At 57.4% G+C, this 18,008-nt stretch carries 19 protein-coding genes; 16 read left to right on the top strand and 3 right to left on the bottom strand.

All coding sequences use genetic code 11. The features are described from left to right. The first annotated feature begins 278 nt into the window (after positions 1–278). The 7 genes from GTO89_RS08510 to GTO89_RS08480 all read left to right on the top strand — a co-directional run bounded on the left by GTO89_RS08510 (position 279) and on the right by GTO89_RS08480 (position 5,987). On the top strand, positions 279–1,040 hold the full coding sequence (locus tag GTO89_RS08510) for a glycosyltransferase family 2 protein (RefSeq protein ID WP_235920334.1): 762 nt from the start codon (positions 279–281) through the stop codon (positions 1,038–1,040). Then, the gene (locus GTO89_RS08505; protein WP_161261652.1) at positions 1,037–1,447 is read left to right on the top strand and encodes a DUF2304 domain-containing protein; all 411 of its coding nucleotides are present in this window, start codon (positions 1,037–1,039) and stop codon (positions 1,445–1,447) included. The genes GTO89_RS08510 and GTO89_RS08505 overlap by 4 nt, the downstream gene beginning before the upstream one ends. A gap of 121 nt (positions 1,448–1,568) precedes the next feature. After that, a complete protein-coding gene (locus GTO89_RS08500) occupies positions 1,569–2,699 on the top strand; it encodes a glycosyltransferase (protein ID WP_161261651.1) in 1,131 nt (376 codons plus the stop codon). Positions 2,700–2,819: 120 nt separating this feature from the next. Further along, a complete protein-coding gene (gene tnpA, locus GTO89_RS08495) occupies positions 2,820–3,113 on the top strand; it encodes an IS66 family insertion sequence element accessory protein TnpA (protein ID WP_161261650.1) in 294 nt (97 codons plus the stop codon). Continuing rightward, positions 3,107–3,469: an IS66 family insertion sequence element accessory protein TnpB gene (tnpB, locus tag GTO89_RS08490; protein ID WP_161261649.1), complete on the top strand. Its 363-nt coding sequence runs from the start codon at positions 3,107–3,109 to the stop codon at positions 3,467–3,469. The genes tnpA and tnpB overlap by 7 nt, the downstream gene beginning before the upstream one ends. A gap of 65 nt (positions 3,470–3,534) precedes the next feature. Next, a complete protein-coding gene (gene tnpC / locus GTO89_RS08485) occupies positions 3,535–5,112 on the top strand; it encodes an IS66 family transposase (RefSeq protein ID WP_161261648.1) in 1,578 nt (525 codons plus the stop codon). Between the two features lie 446 nt (positions 5,113–5,558). After that, positions 5,559–5,987 (top strand): nucleotidyltransferase substrate binding protein, encoded by a 429-nt coding sequence (locus GTO89_RS08480; RefSeq protein WP_161261647.1) that lies wholly within the window; start codon positions 5,559–5,561, stop codon positions 5,985–5,987. A gap of 5 nt (positions 5,988–5,992) precedes the next feature. Here GTO89_RS08480 and GTO89_RS08475 read toward each other — a convergent pair whose 3' ends face one another. Together GTO89_RS08475 and GTO89_RS08470 are read right to left on the bottom strand one after the other, a co-directional pair. After that, positions 5,993–6,388 (bottom strand): EamA family transporter, encoded by a 396-nt coding sequence (locus tag GTO89_RS08475; RefSeq protein WP_161261646.1) that lies wholly within the window; start codon positions 6,386–6,388, stop codon positions 5,993–5,995. Between the two features lie 174 nt (positions 6,389–6,562). Beyond that, a complete protein-coding gene (locus GTO89_RS08470; protein ID WP_161261645.1) occupies positions 6,563–8,578 on the bottom strand; it encodes an O-antigen ligase family protein in 2,016 nt (671 codons plus the stop codon). 25 nt (positions 8,579–8,603) lie between these two features. On the opposite strand from GTO89_RS08470, the gene GTO89_RS08465 reads away from it, so the two are divergent. After that, a complete protein-coding gene (locus tag GTO89_RS08465) occupies positions 8,604–9,758 on the top strand; it encodes a glycosyltransferase (RefSeq protein WP_161261644.1) in 1,155 nt (384 codons plus the stop codon). 3 nt (positions 9,759–9,761) lie between these two features. Here GTO89_RS08465 and GTO89_RS08460 read toward each other — a convergent pair whose 3' ends face one another. Then, positions 9,762–10,256, bottom strand: coding sequence for a DUF4330 domain-containing protein (locus GTO89_RS08460; protein WP_161261643.1), 495 nt, complete (start codon positions 10,254–10,256; stop codon positions 9,762–9,764). 179 nt (positions 10,257–10,435) lie between these two features. Here GTO89_RS08460 and fabZ point away from each other — a divergent pair, with 179 nt between their 5' ends. The 8 genes from fabZ (at position 10,436) to GTO89_RS08420 (ending at position 17,990) form a co-directional block, all read left to right on the top strand. After that, complete coding sequence (gene fabZ, locus GTO89_RS08455) at positions 10,436–10,876, top strand: 3-hydroxyacyl-ACP dehydratase FabZ (RefSeq protein ID WP_161261642.1); 441 nt, start codon at positions 10,436–10,438, stop codon at positions 10,874–10,876. A 126-nt stretch (positions 10,877–11,002) separates the two neighbouring features. Further along, positions 11,003–12,085, top strand: a complete 1,083-nt coding sequence (locus tag GTO89_RS08450) for an MraY family glycosyltransferase (RefSeq protein WP_161261799.1) — start codon at positions 11,003–11,005, stop codon at positions 12,083–12,085. A 90-nt stretch (positions 12,086–12,175) separates the two neighbouring features. Further along, positions 12,176–12,895, top strand: coding sequence for an SH3 domain-containing protein (locus GTO89_RS08445; protein ID WP_161261641.1), 720 nt, complete (start codon positions 12,176–12,178; stop codon positions 12,893–12,895). Positions 12,896–12,940: 45 nt separating this feature from the next. Beyond that, positions 12,941–13,861 carry an SDR family oxidoreductase gene (locus GTO89_RS08440; RefSeq protein WP_328793888.1) on the top strand — a complete coding sequence of 307 codons (921 nt, stop codon included), beginning with the start codon at positions 12,941–12,943 and terminating at the stop codon, positions 13,859–13,861. 344 nt (positions 13,862–14,205) lie between these two features. Next, positions 14,206–14,391, top strand: coding sequence for a hypothetical protein (locus tag GTO89_RS08435; protein ID WP_161261639.1), 186 nt, complete (start codon positions 14,206–14,208; stop codon positions 14,389–14,391). A gap of 43 nt (positions 14,392–14,434) precedes the next feature. After that, positions 14,435–15,862 (top strand): phosphoglucomutase/phosphomannomutase family protein, encoded by a 1,428-nt coding sequence (locus GTO89_RS08430; RefSeq protein WP_161261638.1) that lies wholly within the window; start codon positions 14,435–14,437, stop codon positions 15,860–15,862. 334 nt (positions 15,863–16,196) lie between these two features. Further along, positions 16,197–17,345: a sensor histidine kinase gene (locus tag GTO89_RS08425; protein ID WP_161261637.1), complete on the top strand. Its 1,149-nt coding sequence runs from the start codon at positions 16,197–16,199 to the stop codon at positions 17,343–17,345. A gap of 6 nt (positions 17,346–17,351) precedes the next feature. Next, positions 17,352–17,990: a response regulator gene (locus tag GTO89_RS08420; protein ID WP_161261636.1), complete on the top strand. Its 639-nt coding sequence runs from the start codon at positions 17,352–17,354 to the stop codon at positions 17,988–17,990. The last annotated feature ends 18 nt before the right edge of the window (positions 17,991–18,008 follow it).

Genomic DNA, 18,008 nt, shown 5'->3' with positions numbered 1-18,008 from the left:
CAATGATGATAAAATAAAGGCATCGCTGTGCGGAAGCTGATGAGATTGAAAGTAACCTTTAACAGTGAAGTATCCCGTCACAATTGACGGAAAGGTCGCTAAAACAGACACATGGCGGCAGTTCGGAGTAACACCGACCCACTGGCGAAAAAATCTGCGAAACATGTTGTATGAACTTTTAATAGCTCGATAACTTTCATATCGGTGTGCTTTGTATATACCATTTTTTCATGTCCATATCGATAAATCTGGATTTTTGAACAACGGGGGATCGAAGCTTGAGTGACTGGTTGCCTGGAAAATGCCTAGTCATCATCCCCGCCTATAATGAGGCGGAAAATATCGCCGGTGTTCTCGACGAACTGAGACAGGTCACGCCGTGGGTGGATGTCGTCGTCATCGACGACGGCTCGCGTGACAAGACGGCGGAGATAGCCGCCCACCATGGCGCTGTCGTTCTTCGCCATCCTTTCAATCTGCGCTACGGGGCGGCGCTACAGACGGGATTTAAGTATGCTGTTCGCTATGGCTACGACTACGTCATCCAGTTTGACGGCGACGGCCAGCATGATCCGGCCAACATCCTCGACATGGCGCGGGCGATGAAGGACACCTGCGCCGATATCGTCATCGGGTCTCGTTTCGTCGACAATAAAAAACACACCAACTGGATGCGCGGCTTGGGCATCAAGATTTTTTCGCTCCTGATCAAGCTGTTGACTCGGCAGGATGTGGCTGATCCCACCTCCGGTCTGCAATTGCTGAACCGCCGTGTCTTCTCCTTCTATTCACGACCCAACCAGTTTCCCGTCGATTTTCCCGATGCCAATGTGCTCGTGTTGATGATCCTGGCCGGGTTTCGCGTGACCGAGCGGCCGGCCTCGATTCGAGAGCGGTTGCACGGCGAGAGCATGCACACGGGCTTGAAAGTCGTCAAATACCTTGCGACGATGATGTACAGCATCTTTATCGCCATCATCAAGGGACGAGCCTACCGGAAGGTCCTGGCCGTCAACGCGGAAGGGAGCCATTCCCGGTGAGTCTAAAACTGATCTGGTTTGTTCGACTGGTCGCCTTTGCCTTTGCGGTCTATGTCATTCGGAAGGTAAAACAAAACCGCCTCAGTGAAAAGGAGTCCATGTACTGGATGGCGGGCACGTTGGCGATCCTCTTTTTGGCTCTTTGGCCGAAACTGGTGGACATCGCTGCGGCCTATCTGGGAGTGGCCTATCAACCGGCGTTGCTCTTTTTCCTGGGCATCCTGTTCATTCTGGTCATCCTCTACCGTCAGGCCAGCCATATCTCCCAACTGAAAGAATCGAACAAGGAACTGGCGCAGATGGTGGCCTTGCTTGATGCGGAAGTGCGGGCTTCGAAGGCAGTGGGAGAGGCGAAGGCAAGCGATGCAGGCGCGGGCCTTACAGATACGCGCCCAACAGCGCGCTGAGCAAATGCGCAATTTGACAGCCATTCCAAAGAATGAGGGACAGAGTTCCATCATGTGTGCTTGTTTTACGCCCATAACCCCGCTATAATGGGGAGTGACTTCTGGCAATGGGGGAGAGTCCATGTCCAGGCCAATCCGGGTTTTACACATCATAGGCGGCGGAGAGATAGGCGGCGCCGAGATCCACATCCTGGACTTAGCCAGACACTTTTCTCCGCAAGAAGTGGAACTGCGCCTCTGTTGCCTCTTTCCGGCGCCGCTCTTGCAGCGCGCCCAAAAACAAGGCATCCTCGCCACCGCTGTGCCGATGCGCAGCAAGGTGGATCTCATCGGTTTTTGGAAGGTCCTGCGGCTGATTCGTCAGACGCAACCGGCCATCGTCCATACCCATGGGGTGAGGGCCAACCTGATCGGACGATTGGCGGCGAAAGTGGCCGGTGTCCGCTGCACCGTGACGACCGTTCATAGCGTCTTAGCGAACGATTATCCCGACCAGTTGTCCCGGTGGATCAACTTCTGGTCCGAGAAGCTGACGGCCGCCTTGACCGAGCGCTATATCGTTGTGGCCGACTTTCTGAAGAAAAACCTCTGCGAGCAGGGGATCGCGCCGGCGAAAATCACCGTCATCCACAACGGTGTCGACGATGAAAAATATACGAATGTTCAAGACAAGCGGGATCTTCGCGCCGAGTTGGGGATCGCTGCCGATGCGCCCCTGGTGGGGATGGTGGGACGTTTCCATCCCGTCAAAGGTCACAAGTATTTGATCGAGGCGGCGAAGGAAATCCTTAAAATCAACAGCAACGTCCGTTTCCTGCTGGTCGGTGACGGCTTTCACCGCGATGTTATCGAGACGGTCATCCGGGAAGAAGGGCTGGAATCTTGCTTTTTATTCACCGGGTTCCGCGAGGACATTGCCGATATCTATCGCACCTTGGATGTATTGGCCTTGCCCTCTCTTTCCGAGGGGCTTAGCCTGACCTTGATGGAAAGCATGCTCTGTGAATGCCCCGCTGTCGTGACGGCCGTGGGCGGCAATCCGGAAATCGTCATTAATGAAAAGAACGGCTTGGTTGTCCCCTCGGGAGACGCCTTGGCCTTGGCAGCCGCTTTGGTCCGGTTGATCGAGAACCGGGAAGAGGCGCGCAAGTTTGGTGAGGCCGCCCGCAGGACGATCGAGGAGCGCTTTACGGCCAGGCGGATGGCCGAGCGTACGCAGAATCTCTATCGGGAATTGGTGAAAGATCAGTAACTTTTGTGAAAGTCAGTAACTGTTCCCTTGTCCGTAAGCGCTCAATGTTCAGGCGCATGGTCATCCAGACCTAAGCATGCGAGAATATCTCCATTACGACATGAGAATGGAGGTATCGAAGTGACATCGCAAGAACAGCTGGCCATCGTGACCGAATGTCGGGCAAGTGGCATGACCGCGAAAGCATGGTGCGAAGAAAGGGGCATTAATTACCGCCAGTACGTGACCTGGGCAACCAAGCTGAACAATAAATCGAATCATCCACCGCAGCAGTGGGCGGATGTAACGTTGGTAAAAGAACGCGCCGACAGTGAAATCAAGATCCAATGCGGGAAATGGATCATCAGTGTCGACCATGGGTTCAGTCCTGTGCTGTTGACCGACGTGCTGAAAGCCATGGATGCCCTATGCTAAAAGACATCCTCGATTACAAGGGGATTTACCTAGCTTGCGGTTCTACCGATTTGAGGCGCTCCGTCGATGGCTTGGCCATTATCGTGAAACAGCAATTCAAGATGGATCCCTTCGGCAACTATCTCTTTCTGTTCTGCAACGGAAGTCGGAATCGGCTCAAAGGCCTAAGCTGGGATCGCAACGGATTTTCGTTGTACTACAAGCGGCTCGATGGGGCGGGCGCCCGGTTCCAATGGCCGAGAGAGCCGGCAGACGTACGAAACATCACCGTATCGCAACTTCGCCTGCTCATGGAGGGTCTCTCCATCGATCCGCCGAAAGGGTTTGGCGAGGTCACCGCCAGGGACTTCTGTTGACGAATCGGCCGTGCCACCCCGGAATCGGATGGGATACAGGAACATTTCATGGTATACTAGGCCCCATGGAAACGATTGATAAGACGGGCCTTTCGCCCGATGTAACTGCATATATTACAAGATTGGAAGCGCAAGTAGAAGAACAGTCGGTGCGTATCGATCGACTGATGGACATCCTGGCGAAATTCCAAAAGACCATGTACGGCCAATCCAGCGAGAAGAGCAAGTACGTGATCGCTGGGGAGGATGCGGATCAACTCTCCCTGTTCAATGAAGCGGAAGCCGAAGTCAGAAGCAAAGCGCCCGAGCCGGATAAGGTCTCCATTGCTGGGTATACCCGCAAAGCCAAGCGCACCAAGGAAGAACTGGCTGCAAACGTTCCCGTTGTCGAGATCCTCTGCGAATTGGATAAAGAAACGCTGGCCTGCGCCGAATGCGGCGGAAGCATGCGGGATCTGGGCAAAGAGACGGTTCGGGAAGAACTGGAGATCATCCCCGCCCAGGTACGGCTGCTTCGGTATGTCCGACACAGCTACGTTTGTGAATGCTGTGAGAAAGAAACGGGAGAAGCCACAATCGTCAAAGCACCGACGCCCGCGCCGGTGATCAAACGGAGCCTCGCGTCGGCATCAACGGTGGCCCATGTCATGTACCAGAAATACGTAAACGCGATGCCCCTGTATCGGCAGGAAAAGGACTGGGCCCATCAGGGCGTGGCTCTTTCCCGAGCGACGTTAGCCAACTGGATCATTCGATCGGCCATCGATTGGCTGATGCCGCTGTGGGAGACGATGAAGGCGCATCTTCTTGCGCAACCGGTCGTTCACGCCGATGAGTCGGTGATCCAGGTGCTGAAAGAGGCCGGGAAGAAGCCCACATCGGAATCGCGGATGTGGGTGTACTGCTCCGGCCAGGCCGAGACAAAACCGGTGGTGCTCTTTGAATATCAGCCCTCCCGATCCGGGGAGCATGCACGGCGGTTTCTGGACGGCTTTCATGGCTACCTGCAAACCGACGGGTACGGCGGATATGACAAGGTGCCGAAGGTTACCCGGTGCGGCTGTTGGGCGCACTTGCGACGCAAATATCAAGAAGCGATGCCACGGAAGGAGTCCTTGGAAGGCTCCGCCGCTGCGGTGGGATTTGAATACTGCAACCAGCTCTTTTCCATTGAGAGAGAGTTGGAACCGCTTTCTCCGGAGGAACGGAAGAATCAGCGTCAGGAACGGTCCAAACCCGTGCTTGAGGCCTATTGGTCATGGCTGGAGACCGTCAACGCGCTCAAAGGCTCGAAGCTGGCCGAGGCGATTACCTATTCCGTCCATCAAAGAGCATCACTGAGTTCATTTTTGGAGGACGGTCGCATTGCCCTATCCAATAACCGGGCCGAGAATGCGATTCGGCCATTTGTCATCGGCAGAAAAGGATGGCTCTTTGCCGACACCACGAAGGGCGCCAACGCCAGCGCCGTGGTGTACAGCATTGTGGAAACGGCGAAGGCGAATCAGCTCAATGTCTACATGTACCTGGTCCACATTCTGAGCAAACTGCCGGCAACGGATTTTACGGCAAATCCATCCCTGCTTGAGGACTTTATGCCTTGGTCGGAAAAGCTGCCGACCTACTGCCGAAATGCAAAATAATTGATGGTAGATGCGAAACCCCGGTACGAACGGATAATCGTACCGGGGTTTGTTGTCTATGCGCCCGTTCATTGAGCGCTTACCCTTGTCCGCTTACTCGCCCTTTGGGGTAGTCGGCTGTTTTGTGAGAAGAAAGACCGGTGGGAATTGTCCCACCGGTCTTTTCAGGTTTTGCTTCAGTTACTTGATACTCGTAGGGGATGAACTACGGCTGGGTGCTTGATGAAACGAAATCGGTATAGTACAATGAGGCCAATGGAAAAGGAATAAAAAGGAAAATTGGTTGAATAAAGGCTCAAATCGTTCGGTAGTCAACCGGTATCACTGGTTATGGTGGTTTGAATGTTGACTACTTGTTTCGTAGAACAAATGAACGAATCTTGTGAGCGGCTCAGTGTGGATAAATCGTGAATCGATGACGAAAGCGATGTTTGGAGGGAGCACTGGTGGAAAACAGAGATATCCGTTGGGTGCAACGGTTTTCAAACTATCAAAAAGCTTTAAGACAACTCAAGGAAGCGGTAGATTTAATGAAGTCACGTGACCTAAGCAACCTTGAAAAACAGGGAACGATTCAGGCTTTTGAATTCACCTATGAATTAGCATGGAAGATGCTGAAGGCCTTTCTAAAAGACAGAGGGAACACGCAGATCTATGGCGCGAGAGATGCTTTCAAGGAAGCCTTTCAACTGGGACTTATTGAGGACGGTCAGCTCTGGATGAACATGATTCAGAGCAGAAATATGACAAATCACGTCTATGACGAGGGCACGGCAAACGAGATGATTCAGTTGATTCGCGATCGGTATTTCGAGGCCTATGAAAAATTGCGGATGAAGATGCATGAACTATACCTGCAAGAGGATTCCCAATGACACCATTAGGGCCTCGCCGGCAACGACACCAGGTAGACGCCGAAGACGATGACCGCCACGCCGGCCCAGCGGGTCCAGGGGACCGTTTCCTGAAAAACCAGCCAGCCGAGAAAAACGCCGAAGACGAAGGCGAGGCTTTGTAGGGGATAGGCGAGGCTGAAGTCCATGCGGGAGAGGATGGCGAACCAGACGCCTGTGGCGATGACATAGAGGGCCAAGCCGCCCATGATCCAGGGGGAGAAGGCGAAGGCGCTCAGGCTGGATAGGTTTGAGAGACTCGATAGGCTGAAGCCCCCGAGCTTTTGCAGCCCCACCTTCCAGAGGGTCTGCCCGGACAGGAGGAGCACGACGTTTGTCAGGATGAGCAGCAGCGAGTCCCAGGCAAGCACCGGTTTTGGCATGGGGAATACCTCCCAGTAAAGTATCGACGGTACGGATAAGGTAAATGATCGGGATGTGGAAAACGATAAAGATGGGGAAGTCAGCGGTTCAGCGGGATTTGAAACGATCGAGATGGGCAGAGACAGGGAAGCCACTCCAGCGCGGGAGTGGCTTTTTTACGTTCATCTGTGAAATCAATCGGGTGACAAACGGGAAGGCTCCCTCAGCCCCCACAGGAGGGCGGCGCACAACCAGAAGGAGGCGACCATCAGGGGCACTTCGAAGACGTTCTCCACGGCGTTGTGCAGCACCACACCGAAGAGTCCGCAGGCGACGCCGATGGCGAGGGCACGGCGAGACGGTGGGGCATGGACGGCTGTTCCGAAGCCGGTGCGGATGACCGCCACCATCAGTGCGATGAAGGCAAAGAGACCGAGCAACCCCGTCTCCGCCGCTGTTTTCATATAGTAGTTATCCGTATAGAGCGTTCGGTATGGCAAAAAATCCTTGTTGTGTTCAGCCGCTGCGCCGCCGTAGCGGCCCAATCCGATGCCGAAGATCGGGCTCTGTTCCACCTTTTCCAGGGCCAGATCCCAGCGCTCCAGCCGCCCGTCCTGGGAGGATTTGTGGAGGTATTCCGGGCTGAGCAGGTAGCTGATCCGGTCGCCCACCGAGGGGGAGGCGATGGGAAGCAAGATGGCGCCGACGATCAGGAGGGCGATCAGCCGGCGATCCTGCAAGACGCTGAAGAGGATGATCGCCGCCGCCAGGGCGAGCCAGGCGCCGCGGGAAAAACTGAACACCATGGAGGCGCCCATCATCCCGGCGCAGCCCAGGTAAAAGAGGCGCTGCCAGGCGTTGCCCCGGTAGGCCAGCCCGAGAGCGATCGGCGTCGTCAGGACGAGGATGCTGCCCAGGATGTTCGGGCTGCCAACGATGGAAAAGGCGCGGGTGGCGATGCTGCCGAGTTCCGCCTGGTCGACCCAGTGCTCCGGCATGGGAACCTTGGCGATGAACTGGTAGACGCCGAAGGCGGCGATGGCCGTTCCAACCAACGTGAAGAGGATCAGGATCAAACCAGCCTGCCGGGGGCTGCGGATCAACTGGACGGCGATGTAGAACCAGAGCATGTGCTGGACGATGACGCGCAGGCCGTCGATGGGAATGATGATCCGGGGGTAGCTGGAATCGATGAGAAAGAGGAAAAACATCAGGCAGATGAAGGCGGTCAGGGCAAAGAAGGTGGGATGGATGCGCCAGCGAAAGTCCTTCCGGACGAGCCATTGACCGATCAGGGCAACGGCGAGCGAGACCAGCAGGAGGTCGTCCCAGAGGCTGGTAAGGGCTGTCTCTTTTAATCGCAGCGCCCAGTCGATGACGGCATAGCTGATGAGCCCGTAGAGGCCGAGTTCCGGACGGAGGAGGATCAGCGTGGGAACCACCAGGACCGCCGGAACCAGCAGGACCAGCGGGTTTTGGATTTTCAGCGAATAAAAGGCCAGCCCGGCGCCCATGAACAGGAGCAAGAGGTACATGACCTGGGCGCTGGCGCCGGTTAAGGCCGGCGCAACAGGGTGGTCTTTCTCCCGGCTCGCTTTATCCCGGCTCACCCGATCGCGGCATACCAGTTCTTCCGGCAAGAGGGAATGGAAGAGACGTCCCAGGAGTGAATCTGTCCACACCGTTTGGACGGTGGCGCTGGAATGAGCGTACAGCATGAGCAGAAAGATGAGGGCCGTCAGGACGAGGCCGGTTTTCGCCGTAATGGCGCCGAGGGCCGCATAGGCGAGGAACAGCCCGGCCAGATAGGCCAGCCCGGCCCGGCTGAGCCCCTCCAGTTGCCACCCTTCTGGACAGGCCAGGTGCCGGACGATGTCCGCCACGACGCTCCCCTTGGTGATGCCTTCTGTCCAAGCGATGAAGGCCTGGCGCAGCCCTTCGATGTTTCTGCCCAACGTCGAGAAAGATGACGCAAACCAAGAGGAGGCCAGGCGGGATTGCAGCCTCGCGGCGGGATCACCGCCGAGAAATCGTGCGACGCCGCCCTTGCCCGCCGTGGTGATGGCTCCTTCCAGCCCATCATGAAACCGGCTGGACAGCCAGAAGGGTTCCAAACGCTGCAGCCAACCGGAAAGAATCAAGACGATCCGGCCGGCGAGACTGTTGACAATTATCCGTTGAACCGTTTGAATGGTATTCAGGGAATTCACCTACCCATCATTTTCGGAGTAAAGGATGACCGGAGTGGATATTGTCTGTATCGGCGCCGCCGAATGGCACGGCATCTGGGCGCGAGCCCAGCAACTGATGGTGCGGTTGGCCAACCGGGGGCACCGGGTTCTCTATGTCGATCCCCCTATCACCTACTTGGCCCCATTGAAGAACCGGGACCTGTTGAACACGCGCTGGCAAAGCGCCGGGCGGCTGGAAGCGGTCGACCCGGGCCGGATCTGGCGGCTGGAACCGCCGGTCTTTCTCCCTTTTCATGGGATGCGGCGGATGATCAACCGGATCAACCAGCGCCGGCTCGCCGGAACGCTGCGACGGACCTTGCAGCAGTTGGGCTGGGACCAGCCGGTCCTGTGGACCTATCTGCCCGGTTCCTGCGATCTCCTGTCCGCCGGCATCGACTGGCGCTACCTCGTTTATGATTGTGTCGACGATCATGCCGCATTTACCGGCCTCATCGATCCGGCGGTCATGGTAGCGATGGAAAATGACCTCGCCCGCCGCTGTGACGCCGTCTTCGCCTCCGCGGCGGCCTTGCAGGAAAAGATGCGCCTCGTCCGTCCCGATGTGACCCTGGTCGCCAATGCGGCCGATGTGGAGCACTTCAGCCAGGCGGCGACGGCTCGACCGGACGACAAGGACCCTGCCGATCTGCCCGCCGGGTTTCGTCATACGATCGGCTTTGTCGGCGGCATCGGCGACTGGATCGATACGGACAAGCTGGCTGAGGCTGCCCGGGCCCACGGGGATTGGGCGCTGGCCTTGATCGGTCCCGTCGAGACCGATGTGTCGGCGTTGCAAGCGCTCCCCAACGTTTTTTTTCTCGGCCGGAAACCCTACTCGGTTCTGCCCGATTATGTGCGTCGCTTCGATGTCTGTCTTTCGCCGTTCCGGCTCAATGAACTGACGATGAGCGTCAATCCCGTCAAGGTGTACGAATACCTGGCGGCCGGCAAGCCCGTCGTCTCGACCGCCTTGCCCGAGGTGCTACCCTTTTCCCCGGTCGTCACCGTCTGTCAGCCGACCGATTCCTTTACCGGTTGCATCGAGGCCGCTCTGGCCGAAGACAGCCCGGAAAAACGAGCGGAACGGATGGATCTGGCCCGGCGCCATTCATGGGATGCCCGTCTGACGGCTATGCTGGAAAAAATCGGGGAATGATGCTTACTGCTTGTCCAGGAGATTGACCTTGGTGACGGTGCCGAGCAGTTGCGTCTTTTGGGTCTTATAGTAGTATTCCTTGCCTGCTTTGATCTCCTGGTTGCCGACGCGCAGGTCGGCCGTTGCCGAGCGGGAGACGCCGCGGAGGACGACATAGACATCTTTCAGGTAGGGATCATCGGCCACAACAAGCTGCCCCTGAGCTGTCGTTTGGGAGAGACGGGTGGGCACGACCTGAATCGATTCGACATGGACGTCCTTCGGATCAAAGACAACGCCGCTGCCCACGAGCGTTTCCTTCGGGTCCAGGTTGGTCGCCACTTCCGGCAGCACCCGCTTGACGACGACCTCGAATTGAACGGCTGTGTCGGTCGTTTGCACCATCGTTTTTGTCTTCGTCGCCAAACCGGCCACGAGGGCGACGACAGCCAACAGGATCAGCAGGTCGAGCGGGTTGATCAGTCCAAAGAGCCGTCCTTTTTCGTTGACGAGTTTCATCGGGGAAATAAGCCTCCTCAAAATCGTTTTATCGATGTCTTCTGTGGCTTGTCACCGGTAAGAAGCAGAGTCGCAGAAAACATACACTCTTTCGACGCTAGGCGCGCTGATCCTCTTTCACGTGGGGAACATCACCTGGGTCGTCATCGAATATTATGCAGAGAGGAAGAATTGTGGCAATGAGGGAAAAAGTGAATTTATCGGTTCAAGACATTCAGGGGATTCTACCCCATAGACCGCCCTTTCTCCTGGTTGACCGGATCATCGAACTCGAGGTGGGCAAGTGGGCCGTCGGTTTGAAAAACGTGACCATGAACGAGCCTTTTTTCCAAGGCCATTTCCCCGGTCACCCCGTCATGCCTGGCGTTCTGATCGTCGAGGCCTTGGCCCAGACCGGCGCCGTTGCCTTGTTGAAGATGCCCGAATATGCCGGCAAGATCGCCTTGTTCGCCAAAATCGACGGGGTCCGGTTCCGTCGCCCCGTTGTTCCCGGCGATACGCTGCGCCTGGAAGCGGAGATGACGGCCTTGCGCAAAACCATCGGCAAAGCGATGGGACGGGCCTACGTGGAAGACCAACTGGTTTGCGAAGCGGAGATGACCTTTGCCATCGAGCAATAGTTAAGCCCCCGTCCCATTGTATTCCCTAGTTCATTGGAGTAAAATAGCAATTGAAATGTCTTTCAGGCAGAGGAAAAATTGTATAGTTTCTGGTTCAATTTGTATTAGGAGGCGACCTAGGTGTCGATGGCACTGGCAGTCTGCGCTGCCTTCCTGCTTGCCCTTATGCTGACGCCGTTGGCGCGTCGGGTGGCGTTCCTCATCGGCGCCGTAGATGCGCCCGGCGGGCGCAAGGTGCACCAGCAGTTGATGCCTCGCCTTGGCGGATTGGCGATTTTTGGTGGCTTTGTGCTGACCGTGTTGGCCATGGCGGTCTTTGACAGCGATTACCTGCGTTCAGAGATCATGGGCATGCTGGTCGGCGGCGCCATTATCGTCTTTGTGGGCATCCTGGACGATACGCGCGATCTTCCGGCGAAGGTCAAACTGCTCGGTCAGGTTGTGGCCGCCCTATCCATCCTTCCCTTCGGTCTGTCCGTCGATTTCGTGACCAACCCCTTTGTCGGGCCCGACGTGGTCGAACTCGGGTGGCTGCGCGCGCCGATCACGGTGCTCTGGATCATCGGCGTGACGAATGCGGTGAACCTGATCGACGGTCTCGATGGCTTGGCGGCCGGCATTGCCGCGATCGCCTCGGTGACGATGGCCGTTGTCGCGTGGACGCAAGGGCAGCTCTTGGTGGCTTCCTTGGCGCTCATCTTGGCTGCTTCGGCGGCTGGGTTTCTCAAGCATAATTTCCATCCGGCCCGGATTTTTATGGGTGATACGGGGGCCATGTTCCTCGGTTTCATTCTCGCCTGCCTGTCGATCATGGGTTTGGCCAAGGTCGCCACGGTCATTTCCGTATTTATTCCCATCCTTATCGTGGGCATTCCTATCCTGGATACGGGATTTGCGATTTTTCGACGGGTGCAAAAGGGACAACCTATTTTTCAGGCCGACAAGGATCACCTCCATCACCGGCTGTTGGCGCTCGGTTTCAGCCATCCCCAGACGGTGATGATCATCTATGGCATCAACACGGTTCTCGGCGCCACGGCGGTTTTTCTCACCACCGTTTCGACGGCGCAGAGCGTCTTTATCCTCATCTTGCTCGCCAGTTTGATTCTTGTCGCCGCCGATCGTGTGGGCATCCTGGGCCGCTCGCCGAGCGCGCCTGAGGTCGCCGCCAGCCGTATCGGAGTCGATGTGGAAGACGAGTCGAATTAAGTTGCATGTTGGTCAGGCCAAGGTGGAGATGCCATTGGTGGAAGCCAGTGGCTCTTCTTATTCCCGAACTGGATAGGGGGATACATAGTTATGGATGAAAAAGGGCTTCCGAAGGCGGGACAACCCGGTCTGACCCTGGAAGAGCGGGGGGTTCTTTTCAGCCAATCGGCAAGTCGCTCGCGTTTCCGGTTTCGGGCTCGACTGGTAGGGGGAGGGCTGGCCCTGGTGCTGTCGGGGTTTGTCCTCGGTCAGGTGGTTATGGCCGGCGCATCGCCGGGAACGGCCGATGACCCGCTGGTGTCCAAAAGTTATCTCGACAAGCTGCTTGGCGGCAACCGGGCGGAATTGCATAACCAGATCGTCGCATTGAATCAACGCGTGGAAACGCTGCAGAAGGCCCTCGAGAAATCGGGGCAAAAGGTGGATTTGCCGCCGATGCCCCAGGGATTCCAAAACACCCCCTGGGACACAACCGATCCGGGTGGCAACGGCGCCGTCAGTTCCTCGACGGACGGTACCCCAAGCCGTTCCACGACAGCCGCCACAGGGAATACGGATGGCGCGAACACCCCGTTGCCGGCTGCGACGACGCCGGGTCTGCGGGAGGGCTCGATCACCTCGCCCTCCGGCGTCAATGTGCGTTTTGGACCGGGGAAAGACTACACGGTGATCACCATCCTGCCCTTTGCGACGCGGGTCACCATTTTGGCCTCCATCGATGGCGTCTCTGATGAGGATAAATGGTACAAAGTGAAAATGCCCGATGGGCGCGAGGGGTTTGTCCGCCAGGACCTCGTTTCGGTCAAATAGGCACTATTCCATCAATCGAAAGGGCGGTAATCTTCGTTGAAGTTGATGGTCACCGGCGGCGCCGGTTTCATCGGATCCCATGTGGTCGAACGCTCCATCGCCCGGGGCGACGACGTTCTCCTTATCGATAACCTTTCAACGGGAAAGCGAGAGAACATCCCCGAGAAAGCGACCTTCATACCCATGGATGTGACTGATGAGAAGATCCGGGACATCATCGCAGCCGAAGCTCCCGACGCGATCATCCATCTCGCAGCCCAGGTGGATGTGCAGGTTTCTTTGCGGGACCCGCTCGAGGATGCGAAGGTCAATATCCTGGGCACGATCAACCTGCTGGAAGCCTGCCGGCAAAGCGGGGTCAAGCGGGTGATCGTGGCGTCATCGGCTGCTGTGTACGGCGACCCGGTGCGTCTCCCTGTCGATGAAGACCACCCGCTGGCGCCGGCCAACGCCTATGGGATCAGCAAGCATACGCCTGAACATTATTTGCGGCTCTACCGGGAATTATACGGTGTCGTGGGAACGGCCTTGCGCTTCGCCAATGTCTATGGACCCCGGCAAGACGCCGGCGGCGAAGGCGGTGTGGTGGCCATCTTCACGGAACGGCTTCTGCGCGGCGTCGCGCCGGCGATCTACGGCGACGGAGAGCAGACGCGCGATTTTGTCTTTGTTGACGACATCGTCGACGCCATGTTGCAGATCCTTGATGCGGGCGAAGACCGGTTGCGCCATACCGTTTACAACGTCGGGACAGGGCAGGCCACCAGTGTCAACGCGCTGTATGAACTGATCCGGGCGCAGGCCGGCGTTGATCTGGCGCCGAAGATGGCCCCGGCCCGCCCGGGCGATATCCTGCACAGCTATCTGGACAGCCGGCGACTCTTCGATGCGGTTGGCTGGACGCCGAAAACAGCGCTGCGGCAAGGGTTGGCCCAGACGGTCGCCAGTTGGCCCTCTGTACGGTGATCGCTACCGCCACCTGCCTGATTCCTTCTTCTATCGCCTTTGATCCAAGACAATAACCAATCGAATAACCTTCGGCGGAATCGCCGGTGACATCAGGAGTTTGGCAGTGGGCCTTCTTCCCGATCCGTCACCGGCTTTCTTTTTGGATGGAATGCAATGTTTTTTGTGGAGAGGAGGGGATTTATCGGTTTTTGAGTCGACAAGATAAGACAAAATGGCGGCATGAACAGCGGTATTCTTCGACTTATTTTTAGGGACAGGCTTTTTCGGGTCATGCTATGCTTACTCCGCCAGCCGGTTGATGAGCTGGTGAATGCGAAACATCGATCGGAGGGGTTGTAGCAATGGAATTGACTTTCCTTTCCAAGCAAGGCGAGTTGTCTATTCCGCGTGATGTTCGGGAAGCCTTTCCACAGGGGGGCTTGGTCCGTTTCCATATCGATCAGGAGGGCCGCCTGGTGATTCGGCCGATAACCCATCTCTGTTGTATCCAACAAGAAGAAGCGGTTTCAACGGAAAAAGCCGGATGAAACACCTTCTTCCAAACGTTACTGGATGAAAGGGTGTCGAACAATGACGATAAAATTTGGCACCGATGGCTGGCGAGCCATCATGGCCGAAGAGTTTACCTTTGGCAATGTGGAGATTGTCGTTCAGGCGATCGCCGATTATGTTCGCGGCGCCGGGATCGCCGATCGTGGCGTCGTCATCGGCTATGACAATCGATTTCTTTCCGATAAGTTTGCGCTGCGGGGCGCCGAGGTGTTGACGGGCAACGGAATCCCTGTGTTGCTGCCAACCTCGGCCTTGCCGACGCCGGTGACCGCCTTTGCGATCACCCACCACCAGGCCGCCGGGGCGATCATGTTGACGGCCAGCCACAACCCGCCCGAATACAACGGCATCAAGTTCATTCCCGAGTATGCCGGACCGGCGCTGCCCGATATTACCGACCGCATCGAAGGCCGGGTGCGCGAACTGGTGTCATCGGAAGGGCCTGCCGAGATCAAACGGATCCGGCTCGACGCGGCCAGGGCGCAAGGGCTGGTCCGTGAGATCGCGCCCATGGCGCCCTACATGGACCAGTTGGCGACCATCGTCGATCTGCCCGCGCTCCAGGCAGCGGGGCTGAAGATCGTCATCGACCCCATGTGGGGAGCGGGGATCGGCTATCTGGAGGCGGTGATGGAACGGTCCGGCCTCGCCTATGAGGTCATCCACAACCATCGCGATCCCCTTTTCGGCGGCAGCCTTCCTGAGCCCTCGGCGGCCGTGCTGACCGAGCTGCGGCGCAAGGTGGTCGAGTCGGGGGCTCATCTGGGACTCGCACTGGATGGCGACGCTGACCGTTTTGGCGTGATCGACGCCGACGGCGCCTTCATCTCGGCCAATCAGGTGCTGGTGCTTCTCTACCACCACCTCCTGACCCACCGGAATCTGACGGGGCCTGTCGCCCGAACAGTGGCGACGACACACATGCTCGATCGCATCGCTGCCCGCCATGGCTTTACCGTCGAAGAGACCCCCGTCGGGTTCAAGTACATCGGCGAGTCGCTGCGGGAAGGGGAAACCCTCCTCGGCGGTGAGGAATCGGGTGGTTTGTCGGTGCGCGGTCACATGCCTGAAAAAGACGGCGTCTTGGCGTGCGCCCTGATGGCTGAGGTTCGGGCGGTCGCCGGCCGCCCGCTGACAGAGGTGCTGGCCGAGATCGATCGGGAATACGGGCGGCTCGTCTCGCAACGGCTCGATCTGCATACCCTCCCCGAGATCAAAGCGGAGATCCTGACGCGTTTGAATGAGTATGCGCCCACCCATTTGGCCGGCGTAGAGGTGATCAAACGGGTGACCATCGACGGCGTCAAGCTGCAGTTGGCCGATGGCGCCTATGCGCTGGTGCGCGCCTCTGGAACGGAGCCGCTCTTCCGCCTCTACGGGGAGGCAAACAGTGAAACTCAGTTACGGGAGATCCAGGAACAGGTGAAGCGAGACCTGCGGCTGTAGCGTCTGCAAAGGGAGTTCTTTTTGCCGACCCTTTTGACACACGCAGGTGGCCTGGTGACGACATTTGCGCGACAACAGAACGGAAAGGTGTTTTCTGAGGAAGGAGTCCGCGCACGCACGCGGACTCCTTCCTGCCTTTGGTCGGAGCACCAGGCAGGAGAAAAGGCGGAAACTGTCGAACCCAATCATTAATTCTAAGATTAGTTCTGAGATATCCTCATTTTACAGATGAAAGAGACCGGTGAAACATCTGGGTCGAAGCGGTGGACCGATGAACGGCGCCCCGGCAACCGCTTCACAAATCCGGTTGGAAAGAAGGATTGGAGGGGCGGCCGTGCCCGAGGCCAGCATTTTAGATAAAATCATCCGTCAGACGATGGAATCGATAGAAAACGCCAAGGAACAGATTTTCGCCATAGCCGAGGATGCCCGGGCAGAATGCGGTCGTGTGCAAAAAGACCTCATTGAGGTTCGGGAAAAGGCGTGCGCTGTCATCGCTCAGGTGGACGTACTGACCCTGAAGGAACGACAGGCCCGGTTGCGTCTGGTGGAAGTGAGCCGCGAACTGGAGCGGTACAAAGAAGAAGACATCCGCCTCGCCTATGAACAGGCCAGAGATATCCAGGTCAACCTGGCTGTGCTGCGGGAACGGGAAGGGCAGCTGCGGGTGAAGCGCGACGAACTGGAGCGACGGTTGCGGCACCTGGAGGGAATGGTGCAACGAGCAGAGCAATTGATGAACCAGGTCGGCGTGGTGCTTGAGTTTATCGGCGGCAACCTAAAGGATCTGCACGTCAAGGTCGAGGAGGCCCAACTGCGCCAGCAGGCGGCCGTGCGCATCATCATGGCGCAAGACCGGGAACGGTTGCGCCTGGCTCGGGAGATCCATGACGGTCCTGCCCAGGGGATGAACAGCTTGGTGCTGCAGGTGGAACTCTGTGAGCGGCTGTTGCAAGTCGATCCGGAACGGGTGCGGCGGGAATTGCAGGATTTGAAAGGGATGCTTCGCGATAGTTTGAGAGAACTGCGCAAAATCCTCTATGACCTGCGTCCTCATGGACTGGATGATCAGGGGTTGATGGAAGCGATTCGGCGGTATACCGCTGATTTTTCCGAGCGAACCGGCTTGGCGATCGAGACGCGCTTCTTCGGCAAAGCCCGTCGTCTAGAGCGGGCCTATGAGCTGGCTGTTTTTCGCATGATCCAGGAGGCGCTGCAGAATGTCTGGAAGCATGCCAAGGCCAAAACCGTCCACGTCGTCTTTGAGATAGCCCCGCAGGCCCTGTCCGCCATCGTCCGTGATGATGGCGTCGGTTTTGATGCTGAAGCGATGTTGTCCGGTCTTGGCGACCGCTATGGACTCTGGGGCATACGGGAAAGAATTGAACTGCTGGACGGTGAATGGGAGATCCTGAGCCGCCCCGGACAGGGAACACAGATCAAGTTTCGCATTCCGCTACAGCCGGAAAATGACGGGGGGTGATGCCTGATGGAGCCGATCCGCGTCGTATTGGCCGATGATCACACCCTGCTTCGCCAGGGGTTGCGCAAGATATTGGAACTGGATCCCCAATTTCAGGTGTTAGATGAGGCCGGCGATGGGCAAGGGGCGATCAACCTCGTCCGGCATCTGAAGCCGGATGTGGTCCTGATGGATATTCACATGCCCGGTGTGGATGGTGTTGAAGCCACCCGCGTTTTGAAGCGGGAACGTCCCCAAACAGGGGTCATCATCCTGACGGCGCACGAAGAAGAAGACCATATCATCCACCTGATCGAGGCCGGTGTCGACGGGTACCTCCTGAAGGACGTGAGCCCGGAAACCCTGTATGGCGCCATCGTCACGGTGGCCCGTGGCGGTTCGGTGCTCAACCCGGCCATCGTGCAGAAGGCGCTGGGCAAGGGTCGACCTGGGGTCACTCATCCCGCCGATGAACTGACGGAACGGGAGAAGGAGGTTCTCCGTCTGATCGCCCAGGGCGCGACCAATGCCGTAATCGCCGGCTCACTCTTCATCAGTGAAAAAACGGTCAAAAACCACATCACCAACATCTTTCGCAAGCTCCAGGTCAAGGACCGCACACAAGCCGCCTTGTACGCCATTAAAAACCGGCTGGTGAAACTCTAATCAAGCAATCGCTTTCGC

The sequence above is a fragment of the Heliomicrobium gestii genome, from assembly GCF_009877435.1.
GTDB lineage: Bacteria > Bacillota > Desulfitobacteriia > Heliobacteriales > Heliobacteriaceae > Heliomicrobium > Heliomicrobium gestii.
Note: the sequence above shows the minus strand (reverse complement) of the source record. Positions and strands in the feature narration are given on the sequence as shown.